This is a genomic window from Enterococcus sp. 22-H-5-01 (assembly GCF_050310005.1).
GTDB lineage: Bacteria > Bacillota > Bacilli > Lactobacillales > Enterococcaceae > Enterococcus_A > Enterococcus_A hailinensis.
Map to the genome: position 1 here is coordinate 1,413,075 of NZ_CP189993.1, position 21,343 is coordinate 1,434,417.

Annotated in this window: 24 protein-coding genes and 2 pseudogenes; 6 read left to right on the plus strand and 20 right to left on the minus strand. The window is 36.1% G+C overall.

Features of this window, described 5'->3' with window-relative positions; translation table 11 throughout:
* Window positions 1-19 precede the first annotated feature (19 nt).
* From ACQKTA_RS07235 to ACQKTA_RS07265, 7 genes are all read right to left on the minus strand, one after another.
* Window positions 20-3,007, minus strand: coding sequence for a type I restriction enzyme subunit R domain-containing protein (locus ACQKTA_RS07235; RefSeq protein WP_427813290.1), 2,988 nt, complete (start codon window positions 3,005-3,007; stop codon window positions 20-22).
* Window positions 3,008-3,386: 379 nt separating this feature from the next.
* The gene (locus tag ACQKTA_RS07240) at window positions 3,387-5,042 is read right to left on the minus strand and encodes a recombinase family protein (protein WP_427813291.1); all 1,656 of its coding nucleotides are present in this window, start codon (window positions 5,040-5,042) and stop codon (window positions 3,387-3,389) included.
* Window positions 5,032-6,375 carry a recombinase family protein gene (locus ACQKTA_RS07245; protein WP_427813292.1) on the minus strand — a complete coding sequence of 448 codons (1,344 nt, stop codon included), beginning with the start codon at window positions 6,373-6,375 and terminating at the stop codon, window positions 5,032-5,034. Before ACQKTA_RS07245 ends, ACQKTA_RS07240 begins: the two co-directional genes overlap by 11 nt.
* A 183-nt stretch (window positions 6,376-6,558) precedes the next feature.
* Window positions 6,559-6,867 (minus strand): hypothetical protein, encoded by a 309-nt coding sequence (locus ACQKTA_RS07250; RefSeq protein WP_427813293.1) that lies wholly within the window; start codon window positions 6,865-6,867, stop codon window positions 6,559-6,561.
* Complete coding sequence (locus tag ACQKTA_RS07255) at window positions 6,854-7,528, minus strand: hypothetical protein (protein WP_427813294.1); 675 nt, start codon at window positions 7,526-7,528, stop codon at window positions 6,854-6,856. Before ACQKTA_RS07255 ends, ACQKTA_RS07250 begins: the two co-directional genes overlap by 14 nt.
* 126 nt (window positions 7,529-7,654) lie before the next feature.
* Complete coding sequence (locus tag ACQKTA_RS07260) at window positions 7,655-7,792, minus strand: hypothetical protein (protein WP_427813295.1); 138 nt, start codon at window positions 7,790-7,792, stop codon at window positions 7,655-7,657.
* The gene (locus ACQKTA_RS07265; protein ID WP_427813296.1) at window positions 7,785-8,672 is read right to left on the minus strand and encodes a replication initiation factor domain-containing protein; all 888 of its coding nucleotides are present in this window, start codon (window positions 8,670-8,672) and stop codon (window positions 7,785-7,787) included. The genes ACQKTA_RS07260 and ACQKTA_RS07265 overlap by 8 nt, the downstream gene beginning before the upstream one ends.
* 404 nt (window positions 8,673-9,076) lie before the next feature.
* Here ACQKTA_RS07265 and ACQKTA_RS07270 point away from each other — a divergent pair, with 404 nt between their 5' ends.
* On the plus strand, window positions 9,077-9,916 hold the full coding sequence (locus ACQKTA_RS07270) for a hypothetical protein (protein WP_427813297.1): 840 nt from the start codon (window positions 9,077-9,079) through the stop codon (window positions 9,914-9,916).
* A gap of 175 nt (window positions 9,917-10,091) precedes the next feature.
* On the opposite strand, the pseudogene ACQKTA_RS07275 reads toward ACQKTA_RS07270, so the two are convergent.
* The 9 genes and pseudogenes from ACQKTA_RS07275 to ACQKTA_RS07315 form a co-directional block, all read right to left on the minus strand.
* Window positions 10,092-11,003 (minus strand): annotated as a pseudogene (locus ACQKTA_RS07275) (IS256 family transposase); the annotation flags it as partial.
* Between the two features lie 20 nt (window positions 11,004-11,023).
* Window positions 11,024-11,260: pseudogene (locus ACQKTA_RS07280) on the minus strand (transposase); the annotation flags it as partial.
* Window positions 11,261-11,510: 250 nt separating this feature from the next.
* The gene (locus ACQKTA_RS07285; RefSeq protein WP_427813298.1) at window positions 11,511-11,936 is read right to left on the minus strand and encodes a zinc-ribbon domain-containing protein; all 426 of its coding nucleotides are present in this window, start codon (window positions 11,934-11,936) and stop codon (window positions 11,511-11,513) included.
* Entirely contained in the window at window positions 11,929-12,756 is an 828-nt protein-coding gene (locus ACQKTA_RS07290) for a TIGR00266 family protein (protein WP_427813299.1), read from the minus strand. The genes ACQKTA_RS07285 and ACQKTA_RS07290 overlap by 8 nt, the downstream gene beginning before the upstream one ends.
* 18 nt (window positions 12,757-12,774) lie before the next feature.
* Window positions 12,775-13,098, minus strand: coding sequence for a hypothetical protein (locus ACQKTA_RS07295; protein WP_427813300.1), 324 nt, complete (start codon window positions 13,096-13,098; stop codon window positions 12,775-12,777).
* Between the two features lie 73 nt (window positions 13,099-13,171).
* On the minus strand, window positions 13,172-13,549 hold the full coding sequence (locus ACQKTA_RS07300; protein WP_427813301.1) for a Mor transcription activator family protein: 378 nt from the start codon (window positions 13,547-13,549) through the stop codon (window positions 13,172-13,174).
* Window positions 13,550-13,666: 117 nt separating this feature from the next.
* A complete protein-coding gene (locus ACQKTA_RS07305; protein ID WP_427813302.1) occupies window positions 13,667-14,221 on the minus strand; it encodes a DUF1643 domain-containing protein in 555 nt (184 codons plus the stop codon).
* 191 nt (window positions 14,222-14,412) lie between these two features.
* Window positions 14,413-14,706: a 4'-phosphopantetheinyl transferase gene (locus ACQKTA_RS07310; RefSeq protein WP_427813303.1), complete on the minus strand. Its 294-nt coding sequence runs from the start codon at window positions 14,704-14,706 to the stop codon at window positions 14,413-14,415.
* 26 nt (window positions 14,707-14,732) lie between these two features.
* Window positions 14,733-15,053: a DUF960 family protein gene (locus tag ACQKTA_RS07315; protein ID WP_427813304.1), complete on the minus strand. Its 321-nt coding sequence runs from the start codon at window positions 15,051-15,053 to the stop codon at window positions 14,733-14,735.
* Window positions 15,054-15,595: 542 nt separating this feature from the next.
* Here ACQKTA_RS07315 and ACQKTA_RS07320 point away from each other — a divergent pair.
* The 4 genes from ACQKTA_RS07320 (at window position 15,596) to ACQKTA_RS07335 (ending at window position 17,113) form a co-directional block, all read left to right on the plus strand.
* Window positions 15,596-16,198 carry a LysM peptidoglycan-binding domain-containing protein gene (locus ACQKTA_RS07320; RefSeq protein WP_427813305.1) on the plus strand — a complete coding sequence of 201 codons (603 nt, stop codon included), beginning with the start codon at window positions 15,596-15,598 and terminating at the stop codon, window positions 16,196-16,198.
* A gap of 197 nt (window positions 16,199-16,395) precedes the next feature.
* On the plus strand, window positions 16,396-16,545 hold the full coding sequence (locus tag ACQKTA_RS07325; RefSeq protein WP_427813306.1) for a hypothetical protein: 150 nt from the start codon (window positions 16,396-16,398) through the stop codon (window positions 16,543-16,545).
* Between the two features lie 28 nt (window positions 16,546-16,573).
* Entirely contained in the window at window positions 16,574-16,954 is a 381-nt protein-coding gene (locus tag ACQKTA_RS07330; RefSeq protein ID WP_427813307.1) for a DUF805 domain-containing protein, read from the plus strand.
* A gap of 15 nt (window positions 16,955-16,969) precedes the next feature.
* Window positions 16,970-17,113: a hypothetical protein gene (locus tag ACQKTA_RS07335; protein ID WP_427813308.1), complete on the plus strand. Its 144-nt coding sequence runs from the start codon at window positions 16,970-16,972 to the stop codon at window positions 17,111-17,113.
* Between the two features lie 170 nt (window positions 17,114-17,283).
* Here ACQKTA_RS07335 and ACQKTA_RS07340 read toward each other — a convergent pair whose 3' ends face one another.
* The 3 genes from ACQKTA_RS07340 to rlmH form a co-directional block, all read right to left on the minus strand.
* Window positions 17,284-17,499 (minus strand): hypothetical protein, encoded by a 216-nt coding sequence (locus ACQKTA_RS07340; protein ID WP_427813309.1) that lies wholly within the window; start codon window positions 17,497-17,499, stop codon window positions 17,284-17,286.
* A 78-nt stretch (window positions 17,500-17,577) separates the two neighbouring features.
* Window positions 17,578-18,261: a TVP38/TMEM64 family protein gene (locus ACQKTA_RS07345; protein WP_427813310.1), complete on the minus strand. Its 684-nt coding sequence runs from the start codon at window positions 18,259-18,261 to the stop codon at window positions 17,578-17,580.
* A 172-nt stretch (window positions 18,262-18,433) separates the two neighbouring features.
* Entirely contained in the window at window positions 18,434-18,913 is a 480-nt protein-coding gene (gene rlmH, locus ACQKTA_RS07350; protein WP_427813311.1) for a 23S rRNA (pseudouridine(1915)-N(3))-methyltransferase RlmH, read from the minus strand.
* A 421-nt stretch (window positions 18,914-19,334) separates the two neighbouring features.
* On the opposite strand from rlmH, the gene ACQKTA_RS07355 reads away from it, so the two are divergent.
* Window positions 19,335-20,651, plus strand: a complete 1,317-nt coding sequence (locus tag ACQKTA_RS07355) for a S1C family serine protease (protein ID WP_427813312.1) — start codon at window positions 19,335-19,337, stop codon at window positions 20,649-20,651.
* 46 nt (window positions 20,652-20,697) lie between these two features.
* Here ACQKTA_RS07355 and ytpR read toward each other — a convergent pair whose 3' ends face one another.
* Window positions 20,698-21,309, minus strand: coding sequence for a YtpR family tRNA-binding protein (ytpR, locus tag ACQKTA_RS07360; RefSeq protein ID WP_427813313.1), 612 nt, complete (start codon window positions 21,307-21,309; stop codon window positions 20,698-20,700).
* Window positions 21,310-21,343: the final 34 nt, after the last annotated feature.

Below are 21,343 nucleotides of genomic sequence, written 5' to 3' on the forward strand. Positions count from 1 at the left end.
ATTATTACTTTTTCGATGTTTATAGGCTGTTAAAAAACGTCATCAAGGCTTCTTCAAATTCTGCTGCCCCAAAGAAACTTATCTTTTCTTCCGTTTCTATTTCTCGTACTAGATGCCCCAATTTTGGATTATCAATCAGAGTATGACCAGGTAGGAATAAGTCGAAAGCTTCCACAATTCGGTTACCATTCACTTTTTGATTGGCTGCCCACCGTCGAATACGCAGTTCTTGACGTTCTGTACGATAACGTTTGCGTGTATCATTTAACGTATCCGTCGTAAAGTGTTGTGTGATTTCGCCTTCTTCGATACCTACAACGATTTCCTGGATTTCTTCTCGACTTTCCTCTTCCATTGGTAAAATATGTTTTTCAATCGCTTCTTTATTGGGTTCTGACTGTTCATCCATAAAGGTATTCAAAAGATCGACTAATACATCGTAGTCAATAATTTCATGATCGTACAAGGCCAAGCCAATTTTTATTTCTGTTAGATCTGGTCGGTCTTTCTCTGGCAATTTTTCTCGCGCATCGTTGATTCGTGATTGTAAGGCGCCAAATTCTGAACTGTCTGATATATCTAATCGGATCATTTTTCCTGTAGGTTCGTTGAACGTATCTAACTCTTCAATTTCACTGCCAAGATCATAGCCTTGTTGAACCAGACGCTGAATTTTATTTTGAGTCTCTAATCCACGTTGAACAAATTCTTTTAAGGCGTCATTTCCTTTTGGTAATTGACTAAAGTCGTCTCCTGCTAATTCTTTTAAACGTGCAATCGCTGGTTCAAGTTCTTGAATTTGATGACTTTGAGGTTTAGCTAAAATATCATCGTCTCGTAAGTCTTCATTTGTTAGCTGGTCAGTGTCCTCGTTTGCTTCTTGTAAGGTATCATTGCCTCCACGTGTATAAATCCGTAACGCATTTTCGACAAATGCTTTCATTGTATCGCCTTGACGATAGAAACGAACCTTCCCATGAGGTTTACTATTTAAATCAAACGTTCGATTTGTTCGGGACATGGCTTGAATCAACATGCCTTCTTTTAGTAATTTATCCATATAAATCATATTGACATATTTAGAATCAAACCCCGTCAATAACTGATCCGAAACAATGACTAAATCTAACCGATCCTCCTCGTTATCTTGATTGTAAGGTTTCTTGCGTGCGAGTCGCTTCGTAATATCGATCATATACGCGCGTGCAGGGTCTTTCGCATTTAGAATACTTGGGGCATTGAATACTGTTGTATAGTCCTTTATGGCCCGTTTTAACGCTTCATTTTGTTCTTTTGTTCCAGCTTTATTGCTTTCATCTTTGGAAAAGGTCATAGCGACCCGTAAATGAGGCGCTTTTTCTTTAAACAAGTTGTAATAGTGAACCACAGCTTGTTTTCCCGATACAGCAAACATGGCCTGAAAGGCATTTTCTTGGCGTCTTCCCGCGACTAATGCCCCACTCGCTGTTTTTTGCCAATTTTTTAAAATATCATCCACGACTTCTTCTCGATAGGGCAAACTTTGATAGACTTCTTTTTCATAGTCATGTTCTGAAAAGCCTTCGGGCGGATTTTCTACCACCCAATGGGGTTTGAAATACGTAATATCAAAACCTAAAACATTCCCGTCTCCAATAGCATCTTTAATCGTATAGGTATGCAGACGTTTTCCGAAGATATCATGCGTTGAAATATCTCGTGTGGTTTGCACATCATTTAAATCATCACTATAAAAATTAGGCGTCCCTGTGAAACCAAACCAGGTTGTTTTAGGAAAGGCTTGTTTAATTAAATGGACAGATTCTCCATTCGCACTTCGATGCGCTTCATCCATAATAATGACATTCCAGTCCATATTTTTTAGCCCACTCTTCACCGCTTTGGTTAACCCTTGCACGGTAATTAAAAAGATTTGAGATGCTCGGTGATGTTTCAGCGCTTGTTTCAATTCTGTGCCATTTACTTTTTTAATTCGATCTTTAAATTGGAGATAAGCAAAATCTTTAAAGTTCTCCAGCGTCTGATCCACGAGATCCACTCGATCAACAATAAACAAAATATTTCTTACTTTAGGTGCAGAGGCTAAAAGTTGAGCCACTTTAAAGGACGTCACAGTTTTCCCTGAGCCCGTCGTATGCCAGACATAGCCGCCTTCTTTTTCAATCAATCCATTGGCATCCATTTCTTTCATCCGTTGTAAAATGGCGCGAGTTGCTTGAATTTGATAGCTACGCATTACCATTAAATTGTCGTTTGACGCATCTGGAATCATATTGACGGTGACAAGTCGATGCAATGCAGGAATGCCCAATACTTGATGCGCAAACTCAAACGCATCAGTAACATCTCTATTCTTTTCATCTCGCCAGCCAAAGACAAACGTTTTATTGTAGTGCGCAAAAGCATTCGGTCGTGCTAAATAATGCGCGGAATGTTGACTCATAATACATTGGACTTGTACAAAGGAAAAAAGACCAACATACAATCCGTCTCCATGGTAGCCTTTTAATTGTTCGAAAGCATGCCATTGATTTTGTAAATGCTCGTCTTTTTCTTCGATATGCACCACTGGAATTCCGTTGATTAATAATGCTAAGTCAATAATTCGCTTACTCGTTAACCCATGCGGTAAATCAGTAAAGGTGACTTGGCTAACGACTTCGTAACGTGAGCGTCCACCAGCCACATCATCTTCGTAAAAAATTTCAACATCTAATGGTGTTCCATCATCTCTTGTTACAGGCAGCGTTCCTACGCCACCAGCACCGACTAATAATAATTGCGCATCATAGGGTGTATGGATTCGTTGTAATTCTTGTTTAATTAAGCCAAACTCAATATCTGATAACGGCTGGCCGTTTAACTTATGAGCATTGTTCTCATTTAACACTTCACGCCAATGATTTTCCAATTTTTGAATACTTACATTGGATAAATCTTTACGATACGTCCAGCCTTCTTCTTCTAGCTTCTTTATTAACGCGGCCTCAAACTTTGCTTCTGCCATGATTCTCCTTCTTTCTACTATTTTTCGTACCCGTTTCGTTACTCCCAAAAACGCCACTACTTTTTAGATAGATTCAGTGGATTGTCTACTGTTTTTCCCGAAATTTGTCTAGTGCAATAATCTTTTGATCATGACTATTTTCTTTCATGTATAATAATTGATACTAACACCAATTACACTATCTGCGACACTAAATAATCGAGGTTTAATTCTTTTACTATAAGTCACTCTCTTAATGATTGTACTAACTCTATTTTATCATTAAATAGACAAAAAAAAGAGAGGGTAATTATAATGAATTACGCAGGTCCATAACATCCTCTAATTGATAAAAATAATCTCAGCCACGTTATATCTGACCATAACGTGGCTGATGATATTAGATTGAAATCTCTGTATTTTCCACATAATGCAAGAAGACCGCATCTTCGCTAAAAGATGCGGTCTTCTTATATAGTTCATTGATTTGCTCCACGATTTCTTCAGAAAAATTCATTGTAATCGTGATATTTTCTTTATTTGTAGGATCAAAAGTAACACTTTTGACGAAACTCCGATAAATATTTTTGATAACCGGCTTGGGTTGATTTTCCAACATTCGGTCGATTCCGGATACCAAGATATGAATATCCTTGGGTTGTAATTTCTTATCTTTGTTATTTAGGATGCTCAGAATTTCTTCTTCCCTAATACCATATAAAGCTAAGTCCTTTTTCAACTCATTGATTCGATCAATAAGGCTGTCTAGCAGTTCGTTGTCTTCCTCTAGTAGTTCGTACCATTTTTTCAACTTCGCTTGAATGGTTTCCTTTTTAAGCGCAATCGTGGCCAATTCTTGTTCTAATGGACTGATTTGTTCTTGGCGATAGTCATTCAATTTCTCAATGGTTTTTTCTAATATGCTGGGAATAGTCACGACTTCTTTCAACCGTTCAGCCACAAAATTTTCTGCCATATCTGCTTTGATTGAATTGGCATGACAGACACTCGCTCCCTCATTCCTAAAGCGTGAACAAACATAATATCGAATTCGTCTTTTGGTTCCGTCTTTAAGCGTATTAGTTGTATTACTAGCAGCCATAGGTGCGCCACATTGAGGACATTTTAGTAAGCCTGTAAGAAGGTTCCCTCCAAGATTATTCCATTTAGGTTGAAATGATTGGGCCGATAATCGCAGCTCGATCTTTTTGGCAGTGAAATCATCAATGATTTTCTCATGATCGCCTTGAACAATAATAGGATTAGCATTTTTCCCTTTACGCCGTTTACTTTCCCAATGCTCGTACCGATTATAAACTAGGAATCCATTGTATGTTTTATAGTTATGCAAAATTCCTTTAACCGCAGTCGTTGAAAAAGCATTACCTTTAACCGTCATATATCCTTGTCGGTTTAAGAAATTGGCAATGGCCTTATAACCACTACCAGATAAATACTTTTCAAAGATTAATCGAACGATTTCTGCTTCGTCTTCCTGAACAATCAGACATTTCCTACCTATTTGGTCGACTCCACTAACATAACCTAATCTGCGGCCACCAGCTGGTCGTTTTTTGTCACGTACTAACGATGTCATAGACATTTTGACATTCGATGCAATGGTCTCACGCTCGAATTCTGCGAACGCACCTAACAGCTGGAAGGTCATTTTTCCTGAGATACTGCTTAAATCAAAATTGTCTGAGACAGCTACAAGACTGACATCATGTTTGGCTAGTTCATCATTTGTATTCAAAAGATCCATCATTGATCGAGACAAACGACTAATTTTCCAAATAACTAAGTAATCAAATTTCTTTTGTCGGGCATCTTCCATCATTTTTTGGAGCTGTGGTCGATTGCTTGTTTTCTTTCCACTGATTCCTTCGTCAGCATAAACAGTTGTAACCTCTAAACCCATGTCCGCACATTTCGCGCGACATTGTCGTTGTTGTGCTTCAATACTGTGCCCTTCTTCCGCCTGTTCGTTAGTAGAAACACGGGTATAAATTGCAGCACGATTTTTGCTCGTTTCTATTTCAGTATTAGACACCATTTAGAATCACTTCCTCTATTTTTTTCTCTTCACTGATACGCACGGCTTTTACTTCATCTACAATTAAATCTACGATTTCTTTGTTTTTGAGATTTAGCAGCTTGTGCAACTGTTTGTCTAACTCCGCTTCAGTAACAAGGGGAGTATTTGGGTTAGTAGTCTGGGTCATTCGTAATCCTTTTTTCAATTCATCTGTGGTAATTTCACCTATTTCATATTGCTTCATGAGTTTTGATTTGGTCGTTTGGATTTTTTGATTTGTTTTTCTTTTTTGCTGGTCCAGCGACTTTAGCTTAATAGTGATTTTTTCTTTGATCGCCTGAAATTGAGCGGATTCATTTACAAAGTTTTTCAACCATTGGGTAACTTCTCGTTCCACGATGCCCGCATTCACCCTTACAGCACCACATTTCTTGTTGGCACAGTAATAGTAGCGATAATTCTTTTGGTGATTCATCACCCAATGCGGCGTCAATACCCAGCCACATTTACTGCATACAATTTTTCCACGTAATAGATAATGACGATCGGCATGTTTAGAAACATGCCGATCTTCTCTTATTTTTTGAGCACGATCAAATTGTTCTCTTGTAATGATTGGATCAAAATCACCAATATATGGCTTTTCTGTTCCCCCATGAACACAACCATAATAAATGGGATTCATCAAAATACCTCTTACGTTATATTGTTTGAAGGGCTGATTCTTGCGATACAATTCCTCTCTATTGTTCAATTCATTCTGAATAGCCGTAAATCCTAAGCCAGTCTTAACGTAAAGATCATAAATCAATCGAACAATTTTTGCTTGGTCAACCACTTGCTCAACTTCGCCATTAATCAACTGATACCCAAAAGCAATTTGGGAGCTGAGATACTTTTTAGCTTGTCGTTTCAACGTGAGCGTACTGTTAATATTTTCTCTAATTGTTTCGCGTTGAAACTCTGCCATCATGAAAATTAATTGAATAGCCATTCTTCTTTGTGCTAAATTTGTAGCAGTCACTTTTGGTATCGGATCACCAACTGAAATGATTTCCACATTATGTTTCAAGCACAGATCATAAAAGGTCAAAGCCGTTTTCAAATGACGGGATAATCGGTCATACTTCCAAACATACAAACAACGTTTCTCATAAGAAGTACAGACTTCATCCGTCAGCGTTTGGTAAGCGGGTCTCACTTCTGTAGCTCCAGACAGGCCACGGTCACTAAAGCGAAGCAGCGGAAGATTTCCGTCTGCTTCTGCCTTTCCTAAAATCACATTATATTGGGCATCGTTTGACACCTTGTGCTTTTTATCCATACTAGTGCGGTCATAAGATAGATTCATTAGAATCACCTTCAACATGATGATAAAGATACGGTAGCAGTGCCGCTGCCATTGCATCTGTGAACATTTCGTTAGGTTCCTTTTTTTTCGGCACAAGTTTTTCCTCCCCATTTGTAAAGCTCGATCGCGGATTACATCTGGTGTGATACCGCGATCAAACTCCTTTTTTCATTGATCGCCGGATTAGTTGACCCACCAAGTCAACGGATTTTTTTTTCCAAACTGCTTATTAAAGACAGCTGGACCATTATTTGAAACAGTCCCTTCTTTCAAGAGCACATCAAATGCTGCAGATATGCTGGTTGCTTTAAGGCCAAATTTATATGCATACGGCTTGAAATCATCGGGTGAGAATACGTTCCCTGACCTAATCACTTCAACTACAAACTGCCGTAAACGGGCAATTCCAGATATTCCAGCTGGTCCCCCATAAATTTCAGTAAGATTGGCCAAATCTGTTTGGTATGGATATTGGTAATTAATGTTCATCATTGCTTACACCGCCGTCTCTTGTCTTTTCATCATTGCATTTATTCAATTGGTTTTCCTTTATTAACACCCATTTCTTAAGATTCTTTCGTAATCGGTTCTCTTCTCCATCAAAACCATAAGAAGCAAGCTCAGCATCACTCCAATCGTCTGATTCTAAGTAACCCTGTTGCTTCAAGGAATAAAGGTGTCCGGAAACATCAGACGAACAATAGCCTCGCTGGATAAATTCTTCGTAAACTCCTTCAGTAACGAACGGCGTGTCCATCCCGTAGTGTTCACGAACAAATAAATAAATTTCTTTTGTGACTGACCCTTTTCTCAACCCTCTTCTACCTCTAGACCTGATCCCATTTGAACCTTTCGACTTGGAAATATATCCGGGAATTTTCTTGGCAGATGCTGATTCTTCTGACGTTGACTCATTAAATCCTCCAGTCATAGTTGTTTGTCGTTCTTCCACCGATCCTTCATTGTCTTCTGAATTATTGTCGTCATTAGCTTCTTCTAGTTGATCTGTCGTTTCTTCTGTAACGCTCGTATTAGGTACAGTCGAAGCTTTTTCCAGCATGCTGTCATCAAAAGATTGCGTTTGTTCATTAGTAGACTGGAGACTCATTTCATTATTATCAATAGCGTTAAAGCCTAATTTCTTTATTATCATATTAATCAATTCCTCCTGTAGAGCCACCCACGTATTAATAAGCAGATGGCCATTCTTTTGTTTGACACCAACAACTACACGTATTTTTTTAGCTGTAATTCCCTGCTGAAAATAAACACTTTAACTTCATAATTTTTGATAGTTCCAGTAATTTTCATCTGTCGATTGTTCTACCGGACCAAAATAGTCAATAAGTAGACCATCATCTAACAGCAACAATTGTACAAATGCTTCTCCCGTATTGTAATCCGGTACATTAATCATCGAGATCACCACCTTGGACTGTTGCTGTAGTTCCAGAATAAAGGCTTTGTTGCCGCAAGTATTTCAGGTATCTGCTGTACCACACTGCAAAAATGCTTCGGCGAATCTCAGATTTTCTGTGTACGGAAGACCGAAATTGAATTCGGTTCTGCAACAAATCTGCGACGCAAGTAGAAAAATCCTCTGGCTCATCTAATAATGTAACAATCAGCCGATTTGCCTGCTCATTTTTGCAACGGATCTCCGTTCGGAACCATTCTCCCTGGATTCTTGATTCTAAGGCTTTATTGTATATAACAAGATATAGATCGCTTGAACGGCTGCCAAAGTAAATGGAATCACCTTTGCTTGTCTTACTAGAAATAGTCGCTTCCTCAATCAAACGGATGGTATGAAATCTCGAAGTTATCAGACCACTGCTAAAAGATCGACGAACTCGATTTGGTGTAAGTGTGTCTTTAACAAATGAATCCACTGCAATATCAAATCTTTTGAAATTAAAATGGTCAATCTCAATATACTTGTCGATATCGAATAATTTTTGTAAGAATGTCTGCCATGTATATAGCGGTAGTGATTCCAAAAACCGACACCCCTTAGATTGGATAACAAGGAGCACAACATCATTATCACTGCCATAGTGCAAAAATATTTTTCCATTAGTAAGCACTGTGGCAAAACCATTCGCAAAGCTTTTTTGCACCAGAAGATCTAAATTAGGAAACAAATAATTAGCCACATCAGCAACCGCGGCATCAATGAATGAAACAGATAGGTAGTCTATCAGCAGCGTTTTCTCTCTGTCGGGCTCCCTGGTAAGGACAGTATTACTAGTAGTACTCAGGGTTGTATGCCCGATTTGCAATTGTTTCGTGATCATAGGCCTACCACTTTTTTTCTTATAAAAGTATATGCCATTAGAAACAGTTGATCTTGTAAATAGTAACAGTCCACAAGTAATTGGCATCCCGGTTGGGCATAGAAAATTTCGTTCTTTTGAATGACACAAAGAATTACTGTTGGAGCTATATTGTGTGCGGTAAACATGAAACATTTCATTTTACTATCGTCTCCCTTCAACTTTATGATCTTAGTTTGCTCTTTCGTATTCCACAAAAAAAGAGGGATTTCCTTGTCGGAAACTCCCCCCTAATTTTCACTTGACAATAAGCTATTATAACTAATACATTGAAATCCATTTTAAATTACTCAAATAACCTTTAAGATTTCGCATTGTTGGTGTACTATTTATTGTACTAAATAATTTTTCGAAAGGTCTTAAATATGCCAAATACGCTAAGCCTAGATGCATTACAATCAGAAATTTTCAATACGTTAAAAGACCTAAATGATTCCTATGTTGTTACTGATGAAATATCAACTATTGATAAAAAGGGGATACGAAACTCATTAAATACTTTACAAAAAAATTACCCTAATATTTTTGTAAGTAATAAAAAAAGTGATGGTAGTTATTATTTTAGTGGTGATGAAAAAGAAATTATTAAATTCCTTTCTTTAACAAAAGGTGTTGATTTTATTAGCGATACCATTGGGTTCATAAAAAAAAGCTTGATTAATAATGACTATAAAAAAATAGTAATGGCTACTCCATCAGAAAAATCTAGAATTTTTGAATCCTTTAAAAAATGGATGGAAACCAGCAAAAATAGTAGTTATATAAATGAAGATGAGCTCGACAAAAATAAAGAAACGTTTTTGAAAATGTTAAAAACCTCTGAAACATCCCTTGAGGTAGCTTTTATGGAAGATTTTTTAGGTGGTTATAGTAGAATATTTCTTGAAACAGAAGAGTATTTGCCAACTCTGTTTGATGCCATATTTAAATTTACGCCAACAGAAGATGAAATAGATGACATTTTGTATACATTTTTCCACATCAACTACACATTACTAGAAGGAATTGTAAAATTTCTTTTAGATTATACCCACAATGACAAATTTCAAACAGATTTTGAATCCTATTCTGAGGATGTGAGTCATAACGATACTTGGGGGCAAGAATCACCTTCACCCGAACTTTATCAATACTTAATTGATCAATTACAACAGGCAAAAGACTCCGTAGAGAATAGATCTATTGATTTATTTGATAAATTATAATTTACTAAAATAATATCTTTATAGATACCTTTTAATGCTAAATAGATAAACGCCGGGTTTGTCAACTAAACTGTGTAAATTATCTAGATGAAAGTTTTTTTATACAATAAAAGTCTCCAGCAGCCTACTCAGCCAGAAATGGACTGATTGAAAGCATGGATAAATAAACCTATCATCAAGAGAGGTAAATCGTATACATTTCAATTCGAGAAAAGAAGTTTTCATTGATCATTAGCTGATTGAGGACCATTGCCCAATTTTGGATATGACCACCATTCCATTTGTTATACAATTCTTTTGTACGTAAATAAAGCAGTTTAAGAAGCGCATTCTCATTAGAGAATACCCCTTTTTTCGTGACCTTCCTAAAACTGGAGTGGACACTTTCAACGGCATTTGTCGTATACATGATTTTACGAATCGCACTGCCATAATCAAACAATTGTTCAACGTGAGCGAAGTTTCGTTTCCAAACATCGATCGCTCCAGAATACTGGGACCAACGATTTTGAAAGCTGTCGAAGGCAGCGTGAGCAGCTTTAAGAGAAGAAGCACCATAGAATTTTTTCATATCCTTACACACCTCCTTGTAGTCTATACTCGGAATATAGCGCAAGGCATTTCGAACAAGATGGACGATACATCGTTGAACAATCACTAATGGGAAAATCGTTTTTGCGCCTTTTTCGAGGCCAGAAACACCATCCATAGAGATAAAAAAGACATCTTCTACACCACGTGCTTTCAGTTCATCAAATACTTGCATCCATCGGTTTTTGGATTCTGTTTGATTCAGCCACAAACCTAAAATATCCTTATTTTCCTTTAAATCATAACCAAGGATTGTATATACCGCGTATTCTTTGGCTTCGTAGTTTTCTCGGAGAGTGACATACATACAATCGACAAATAAGAAAGCATAGCATTTGGCTAATGGGCAAGCTTGCCATTCCAACTCGGGAAGCACGGTATCTGTAATGTCAGAAATCAGCTCGTGAGAGACATCGAAACCATAGATATCCTCAATGGTTGTGGCAATATCTCTTTGACTCATTCCACGAGCATACATAGATAGATAGTACTTTTCCTTCAATGTCGGAGACATCTCGTTTTGAGTGTTTTATTTCCATAACCATTTCGGTGATTTGTGTGCTCCTTAGGATCTTTAGAATGAGCTTCATATCCTAGATGATTATTCAATTCTCCCTGTAGCATTTTTTCAAACAACGGACCAAATACATCTTTCAAAGCCTCTTGCATATCGTCCACAGATTCCGGTTGGTAAGCGTTTAGGATAGATTCAGCTAACCTCACGGATTCAGGATTTCTTTTCTTTTTAGCCATTGTGTAATCACCTCTTTATTTTAGAAAAAGAAAAACCGTGAAGCAACCCTATACCTAGGATAATGGTTACTTACACGGTTTATATTACACTCTCAAAATATTAATCCTTCTTTCTGTAAAAATAATCCTGAAGCATGTCTGAACTTCCTCAATAATTTAATCCATTAAAAAATGCCTTAAAACCAATGGTTTTAAGGCATTTTTAATTACTATCAATTTCACAAATAATATCTATCTAAAATTACACTCATCACTTATTACTCCAGAAAAAATCCCACTCGTCTAGACTCCCACCAGTATTAACACGAATAGCTAATTTGTAAGCATCTATTACACCAAAGATTGAAGTAATCAATAATCCTAATTCACTTAATAAAATGGCCGCAATCGCGACGACTATCAACATAACAACACCTTTCTTTTTTTGATTGAACCAAATTAATGCGGGTAAACCCGGAACAAAAAAACCTACAATTGCGGCTATTATTGGATTTATCTCTTTTCTTTCTTGCGTTTGATTAGATGTTGAAATAGTATGAACATCTTTCACTGATTCATATTCTCCTGTTTTACTTCCACATTCAGGGCAAAACATAGCTCCCTGCTTTAATTCATGTCCACACTGTTTACAATAATTCTTCATTTTTCTATTCCCCTTTAGTTTTATTTTAATCAATATTTATTTTTTCTTTGAGGCGATTGAAGCTTCTAGTTTGTATAAATAGTGTTCCTTTCTCATGAAATCTTAATACTGCACCTTCACCAGTCATTGCTCCAAAGGAGCCACTGGCCGTCTCAATTGAGTAGTCAAGCGTGGTCTGCCAAGCTACTACATGTTCATTGTCAACAACCAATTGCTCTTTTGTTTCATCAAATTCTATTTTTTCTATTTCTCCATAAGCAGAGAAAAATAATTGCCCTTCGCCACGGGTTTCTTGAATGAATAAACCGCCTGTTCCTCCAAATAGCGCCTTAGACATCGTTTGACTTTTAATATCATAAGACACACTATTTGTACTAGCTAAAAACACCCCATCATTCAAGTACCATTGTTTTTCACCTACTTCTACTTGGATCAACTTTCCCTCTGTTGGTGGAGCAATTGTGATACGGCCTTCGTTTTGTGTTCCATATACTTCTGTAATGAACATCGTCTCTCCACTAACTACAGAACGTCCGACAGCCTTTATCAAACCATTAAATCCCTCTTCACCCTTGTTATTAAGCCTTCCTTCCAATCGAACATTTCCATTGTGATAGACCATAGCTCCACTTTCTATCAAAACTTTACTATCACTCGATAAGACAAATTCAACCAGTGGAAATTGATCTGTTCCACGAATAACAATTTCTTTTGGTGGTGAATACACTTTAGTTTCTTGAATCGGTATTGATTGAATTATTGTTTCTTCACTCTCGGTTGTTGCAGATCCGCATCCTGGACAGAACTTTGTGTCGATGGTTAGTTCTGTTCCACAGTATTGGCAAAATGACAATTTTATCCCTCCCATCAACTAACTAGATTTTCTACGGTTCCAAAAGAATGCCCATTCATCTAAGCGCTCTCCTTTGTTCATACGATTGGATAGCTGGTATGCATCGACTGCTCCAAATACACCAATTACGATATTTCCGAAAATTTGAAAGATCAAAAACCCCACAACGGTCAATCCTATTAAACTCCAGCCTTTTTTCTTTTGATTAAACCAAAGAATAGAAGGTAATCCTGGTAGGAAGTATCCGATAATTGTGGCGAAAGTAACATTCAATTTTTTATTACTTTCATTATTTGATGTACATCCATTATAAATAGCTGTTACTTTTGAACGTTGCTTCATGTCCCGTTTCTCCCCACAGTTGGGACAAAATGCTGCGCAGACTTTTAACTCATTACCACAATTTTTACAAAACCTATTTTCCATCGTTCAACTCCCTAGACTTATGTTTTTTAGTGTGCAGCTCACCATTTTCTTCATTTGGGCCACTCTGATTACTTAACGCTTTTTCCATTGACTTAATAATTCGTTGTAAGTGTCGTTCACTATAACCATAGCCCTGAGCGAGTTGTCTCAGATTACTGCCGTTGTATTCAGATTCGATAATCCGTGCTAAGCTTCGAGAATCAATTAGTCGCATAGGAAACGTAATCTGGCACCCACGGAATTCTTGGTAGATTTTTACCGTGGCTTCTACACCAATTAGTTGTACGAATTCCTTGTAGATCGGTGACCACCTATATGGGTCACTAGTTGCTTCACTCCAATGATCCTTTTTTTGATAATTACCCATTTTAACTCCTTTCATTTCAGCAGCTAAAATAATAATAAATCTAGACTGAAAACTTCTCCTCTGTAGTTGTCTTTGTCATAACGATGGACAAATTCCTTGTATATGTCTGCTGATAATTCACCGTACTAAACGAGACAAATCCTCTTTAGTAAGTGACTCACATATCCATTCTTTTCTAACAAGACAATTCAATGGGTGTGCAAATTTTTTCGTGGAAGGATCAATCAACACCTTTGCTTGTGTTTGTTGTTTGGAACTTAGTTGTTCATATATGTCCTTTGCTTGTTTACCCGCTAATTGATTGGTCCCAAGAACAGAGCCACATGCAAAAATCACTTGATCAATCTGTTTGTCTTTCAAGACGGTAGAAATAACTTCTAATGTGTTTTTATCTGTTCCATATTTAGTACCAGATTTAACTGATGAGAATAGGTTTACTGCTATAAAACCATCAAATCCGAGCTTACGTATATTTTTCTCCACCAACAACATAGTCAGATCTTCGACATAGGCAGATGTCCCTCCGGGACGAATCGTGACAACTGCAGCTAGTGACTCTTTTTTACTATTACTTGGGTTAGTAGACCATTGACGACGAAAGACATAACGATGTCCTTTATCTTCATCAAACCATGCTTCTGATTGGATAGTTATCAGTTCTTTCTTTATCATTGAATCGTTTCCTTTCATTCCTTATCGCTTTTTACTTCTATCAGCCACAATAATAATTAGTAACTCCAGCACCTTAATTCCTATTTTGGGCCAACTCATTCTTCCAATTCCTCTCTTGATTGTTGGACAACATCTAAAACCTGCTCTAGACAGGACAAAAACACTTTCCATAATTCATAATGTTTCATTTCTTACGCCTCCAATGTCCAGAATAATTGTCCTTTTATCAGTAATCCTCTTACATACTCCCTACTGCTTGTCGCATCCATGATGAAAAACACCACATAATCAGTTCCAGTATCTGGTTCAATATAAAGGAATAAATGGGTCATCACTAACTTAGGCAATCTCCCTTTTTTCGTACAAATAATTGCTGGGTCTAATTCTTCACGCCCCGCTGTCACTGATTCTAGTGACCAATCGGTTTCATTTGTATTAATTTCTACTTGATCCTTCAGGATCATTATTGCGTCATCTACAATCATATTTCCCTCCAAAGTTCAGATAGTTGTTAATACTCTTCTGGTAGTAACATGGTTTGATTGGTTCCATCATCAATCACCCAAAGCTTTGCTACATCAAAGGATTGAATGGATTGATTCATCTTCACCTGATAATAGTTAATGAAGAAAGGCTCTTCCTGACGGTGAACGACTTCTATCGACTGACGTTGATTATCTGGATTGAATTCAAAAATTTGTAGGTAATCCAGTGAACTATCTACTTTTTTTGATTTCTCATCAATCCATTGCCAACAGCGTAACTGAATTTCTCTAGGTAGTTTTGCACTCACTCCTTTCGTAAGGTATCGGTTTTCTTGTGTATCAAACATTGTTTATTCCTCCTTCTAAGTACAAAAATAGCCCAATCACCACTTAAGATGATTGAGCCTCATAGTAATAATATATGTTTATAATCAATTTTCTTTCATCAAATATAGCTTTTCTCGTCCAACCTTTTCTGAAGCTAAAAAGAACTATTTATCTAAACTTTTCTTTCTAAACTACAAGAAATGGAGGATATTTATCATTTCTTAAGAAACAAATTCAAATTTTTTTAGTTTCTTGCTCCTTAACTTCGTTAAGGTATTACAAATAGAAGACAATTATAGATAGACACAGACTTCATTTGTTTTTATATTATTGAAATTCTTTCTATAATGCTTTAGAAGAGTAGGGTTTAAAAAATTCCTAATAAAGATTAAGGATTTCAAAAGCAATATTTTTACATATTTTCGTAATATTCTTATATGTGACTGTAACGTATTGTTATTAAACGATAACCTATGACACAAAAATCAATGGTAAAGTGTATCTCGTAGTCAAATGACTAATTAATAATTAAAACAATTAAATTTTTGGAGGAACCTACATAATGAAATTTGGAAAAACTCTTTTACTTACGACTTTACTTACAGCTGGAGCTGCTTTTGGTTTGGGATCACACGATGCCCATGCCGCTGAAAACTATACTGTTCAATCTGGCGATACTCTATCAAAAATATCAATTAAATTTGCTGGTGACAATAGCTTAGTAAATGCAATTGCTTCAACCAATAACATTTCAAATGCAGATATGATTTTTGCAGGTGAAAGCTTAACCATCGATACCGATGCTAAAGGAACCACAACCGTAGCACCAACACAAACGGAGCAAGAAACAACTTCTATTCAACAAACTCAAACTGCACCTGTTCAGCCCGCACAAACAGCTGAAGTTCAAGAAACAGCTCCAGTAGCTGAAACAAGTACCTCATCTACATCTTCAGCAAAAGAATGGATTGCACAAAAGGAATCTGGTGGTTCTTATTCTGCAAATAACGGGCAATATGTTGGACGTTATCAAATGTCTGCTTCATACTTGAATGGTGATTATTCTGAAGCAAATCAAGAACGTGTCGCTGACCAATACGTAACTTCTCGTTATGGTTCATGGGAAGGTGCACAATCTTTCTGGCAATCAAACGGTTGGTACTAAGTCGATATAGCATCCTATGAAAGAGTCCTCATTTGAGGGCTTTTTTGTTGTCTAATACTTTAGTAATCATTCTAATAAGGAACCCTACGGTTTCTTTCCATAAAAAAATTGACGGTATATAAGACACTATTTGTTTCTCTACACCTTTGTTTTTTCGTTATTATTACCTTACAAACAAGAAACAAGGAGGAACATCTATGAGCTATTTGAAATCAGCAGTAAAATACAGCGCTGCTAAAACAGTTACTGACAAAGCCTTTGGTAAAGGTATGCTTTCTACTGTCGCTGCAACATCTTTAGTTAAAAAAAGTAATGCACGTAGTAGATCACGAAAACTAAAAAAATAATACAACTAACAGAAAGAGGATGAGTTTAATGACTACATTATTGGAATACTGGAAAGACATGTTTAGATGGAATTATACTGCAACGAGAAAACAATACTGGATACCCACCATTGTTTATAGCATTTTGTACAATATTTTATTTTATAGTACTGGAATCGTATTGATTGGTGCCTCTTACTTGGACTTCACAAATATGAATCCCTTTGTCGCTTTAATTGGAGTGGCCCTTTTCATTGCACAACTCACATTAACTGCACGACGCTTACACGATACTAATCGATCTGCCCTATGGATGTTAATCGCTTTAGTACCCATCATCGGCTGGATTATTCTAATTGTCATGCTATGCCAACCAGGAAAAGTGGTACAAAACACGGAATATGCAGAATACATGAACCAATCTATCTAAAAGGGAGAATATAATATGACAACTGAACGTGATGGATTAAAAGAAAATAGAACTTCTTTTGAGAAACAAAAGGAAAGAAAGTTATTTGAAACTAGAATCGATAAGGATAGACAACGAGTCGAACATAAAAAAAATGAGCGTAAGTTGAAAAAATTCTAGTCATGGAGAAAGACCAACAAGAGTATTCTTGTTGGTCTTTCTACTTTTTTTTAAATGTTTCTAATAATTTAGCCAAATCTATTGATAAAAGTCTCTATTAAATAAACTATTGACACCAAAAATTCTCTCACAACTAAATTTATCATTTCATCAAATATTTAATTGATTAATCAAATATCATTTTTCCAATAATTCTCATTAATAGGCTCAGCGTAAATAAAATGTTTTTCACTATTCTCATTACTAATATCATGCATTATTCCACGTATTAAAAAAATTTTTTCTTCATAGTCGACGCGTAAAGTATCCCCTTTTCGTGGAATGAATGATAAAAAGACTTTTATTTTAGACTGATCAAATATATTTATTACATACACTTCATTCAAATAAATCCCTCCAGTAAAAAAATATATCCATGAATAATTTTATCATATTTACTTTGTAAGCGTATAAAATTATTCACGTCAAAAACTTGATAACTTTTTCTTTTTCTCTTTTTTATAGATGATTACCAGTATGCTGACTAAAAAAACAATGCCTATCAATAGAACAATTGTTGGCTTTCTTATTCCATGAATGATGCTATCTCCTCCACAAGCATAAAGAATAGATGTCGGAATACTCCCAACAATGATAGATAGAATAATTTCTCTCATCGGTAATTTCAATGTTTCAGCGGTAATATTAATCACGGATGAAGGGATAAATGGTACCATATAGCCCAACATTAAACCAATTCTAGGATGTTTCAGTTTTCTAATTTTTTGTATCCAATTACTAGATGATTTTTTTCTATCAAATAATTTAAATTTTCTCATGAGATAGATGGCTAGGAGATTTCCAATTGTATTTCCTAAAATGTTAATTAGCGAACCCACGCCTGGCCCAAAACTTAGCCCTGAAATCACACCAATGACCGATGTCGGAACCCCAGGCACTGCACACATAACAGCGATCATACCAACTAAGAGAATCGCTGCTACAGCTCCATGAGATTGTACTTCTTTTACAAATCTTTCCTTGCTTATCTTAGGATTAAGAAGAAAATTTATATCTTTCTGATAACGTAAATATAAACAGTAACCCAGAATAGCAATCAAAATAATACCCGTAGTAATGAGAATAATTTTAATTCTTCGTTTGTTCAAATTGTTCACCCACTTCACTCAACAATTATACAGATATTATTGTCAAATACAGAATAAAAATCAAAATAATCTACTAAAAATTTAGGATTACTACCAACTCCTCCGTACCACTGGCCTGCAATTTTGCTCTAAGAATGGCTCTATATCAATATTCAATTTCAGAAAAATATCATTATTTGTGGTATGGTTCATTATTATTAATTCTAAACGTTCGATAGATTTGTTCGACTAAAATCAGACGCATCAATTGATGAGGATAGGTCATTTTACCAAAAGATATTTTAGTATTGCTGCGTTTTAACACTTGATTACTGAGGCCTAATGAACCGCCAATTACGAAAACAAATTGACTTTTCCCGCTTGTTTGAAGACTATCTAATGTAGCCGCGAATTCTTCACTACTTGGATTTTTACCATTGATCGCTAAAGCAAAAACATATTCTTGTTCCTTTATTTTAGCTAAAATACGTTCTCCTTCTTTTTCTTTCACTTGAATCATCTCAGCCTCGCTTAATTTTTCGGGTGCTTTTTCATCAGCTACTTCAATCAAATTGATTTTACAATATTTAGCTAACCGCTTTGTATATTCATTGATTCCTTGAACCAAATATTTTTCTTTTAATTTTCCAACTGTAATAATTTTGATATTCATTTTCTACTCCTATAATCGTTAAATTTTTTTCTTTTCCTATTAATAATTCACACTTATCCACTTTTTCGTGTTTCTTAAAAAGATTATCCGCTACTTTTCCACGTACTTATTCACACTAATCACAGGTTTATCCACAGACACATAGATGAAAAGTTCTTATGTTATAAGTTTTCATCAGACAAACACATGTTTTCCACTTGTTTATCCACTTTTTCCACAAAGTTATTAATAACTACAATTTATCCATCAACAACGTTTTTCCTAAGTTTTCCACCAAACTTGTGGAAAAAATAAAATAGTTTGGATATATTTTTTCCTACAATCCTTTTTCATAAAAAAATCAAATCAGTGTAGTAGACTTAATTTATAAGATAATACTATACTCAATATAACTTAATTTATAGTAGAGGTGGAGGAAATTATGGTAAGAAAAGATATTACACCCAGACCAAAAAGATCCGCTGGATTTTTAAAGCGATTTGGTATTAGTTTACTTGGCGGTGTCCTTGGGGCTGTATTAACGATTGGAATTTTTTATGTTGCGAATGGTTCACTGCTATCTCCTAGTAGTCAGACAGCTAGTGGCTCTCCTAGTGCTGGCAGTACCAAAGTAAGTAATATGAAAGTTGATGTGAATTCAGATGTTACTGAGGCCGCTAAAAAAGTTCAAGGGGCGGTTGTTTCAGTCATCAATTTACAAAAACAACAACAAACACAAAGTGGTTTAGGCGGATTTTCTGATATTTTTGGTAACGATAGCGACAGTGATAGCAATTCTTCATCCAGTGATAACAGCGATTTAGAAGAATCTTCTGAAGGTTCTGGTGTTATCTATAAAGTTGAAGGCAACACTGCATACATTGTTACGAATAATCACGTAGTCGAAAATCAAGATGGGCTTGAAGTTTTATTAGAAGATGGTACAAAAGTGAAAGCCTCTTTAGTTGGTACAGATTCTTATACTGACTTAGCCGTATTGAAAGTTGATTCTGAAAAGGTCTCTGGCATTACTGCTGCTACTTTTGGTGATTCAAGTAGTCTAAAAGTTGGCGAACCTGCAATTGCATTAGGATCTCCTTTAGGTTCTCAATATGCTAACTCTGTCACTTCAGGAATTATCTCTTCATTGAATCGTCAAGTAGTCAATCAAAACGATGATGGTCCAACAATCAATATTAACGCAATCCAAACAGATGCGGCGATCAATCCAGGTAACTCAGGTGGTCCATTAGTAAACATGGCTGGTCAAGTAGTCGGGATCAATTCTAGTAAGATCGTTCAAACAGAATCCAACGTCAGTGTGGAAGGGATCGGTTTTGCCATTCCAAGTAATGATGTAGTCAATATCATCAATCAATTAGAAAAAGATGGTAAAGTCATACGTCCAGCTTTAGGAATCTCAATGGCTAATCTTTCTGATCTTTCAACGGAACAATTAAGTGAAATCATCAAAGTACCAAGCTCTGTCACTCAAGGTGTCGTGGTTGCAAGTGTTCAATCTTCAACCCCCGCCGCTCAAGCAGGTTTGAAAAAATATGATGTAATCACAAAAATTGATGATACCGATGTTACAACAGGTGTGGAATTACAATCTGCGTTGTACAAACATAAAGTTGGAGATACTGTAAAAATTACTTATTATCGTCAAGATAAGAAAGAAACTGTTTCTGTTAAATTAACTTTAGATTCTAGTTCATTAAAATCAACTACAACGACCCAACAAGGAAATAACAACTAAGAAATGATAAAAAATCCGTTGAGAGAAATACTCTCAACGGATTTTTTTATTTGCCTACTTCAAATTTTTCTCCTGTTTTCGCATCTGCTGCTAAAACTAAGATTCCTTTTTTCTCAGGCGCATTCGGCAAATGTAATTCTTTTGCTGAACAGATCATACCAAAACTTTCTACACCGCGGAGACTACCTGGCCAAATAATTTGTCCATCAGGCATCATCGCACCTGGTTTTGCGACAACAACTTTTTGACCAGCTTCAATATTTACAGCTCCACAAACGATTTGTAATGTATTACCGCCATCCACTTCTGTCTCAGTGACATGTAAATGATCTGAATCAGGATGATCCACACAGGTTTTCACATAACCAACAACAAATTTAGGCGAAAGATCCGCAACTAAACGTTCTTCATACCCAGCTGTTTTTAGTTGTCCATTTAATACTTCGATGTCGTTCTCACTAAGTTCTACTTGACCATTTCCTTGAATCGTTAAATACTCAGAAACATTGAAAAAGTTCCAAGCAACGGTCTCACCGTCAACTGTTTGGATACGAGCTACCGCACCTTTTCGTTCTGTTTTATTTTCTTTATTTTCATCGTTTTTGACGATCACCATCAAAGTATCGCCGACATTTTGTTTATTGTATGCAAAAATCACGTCTTTACCTCCATCTATAATCCTCTCGTATCTT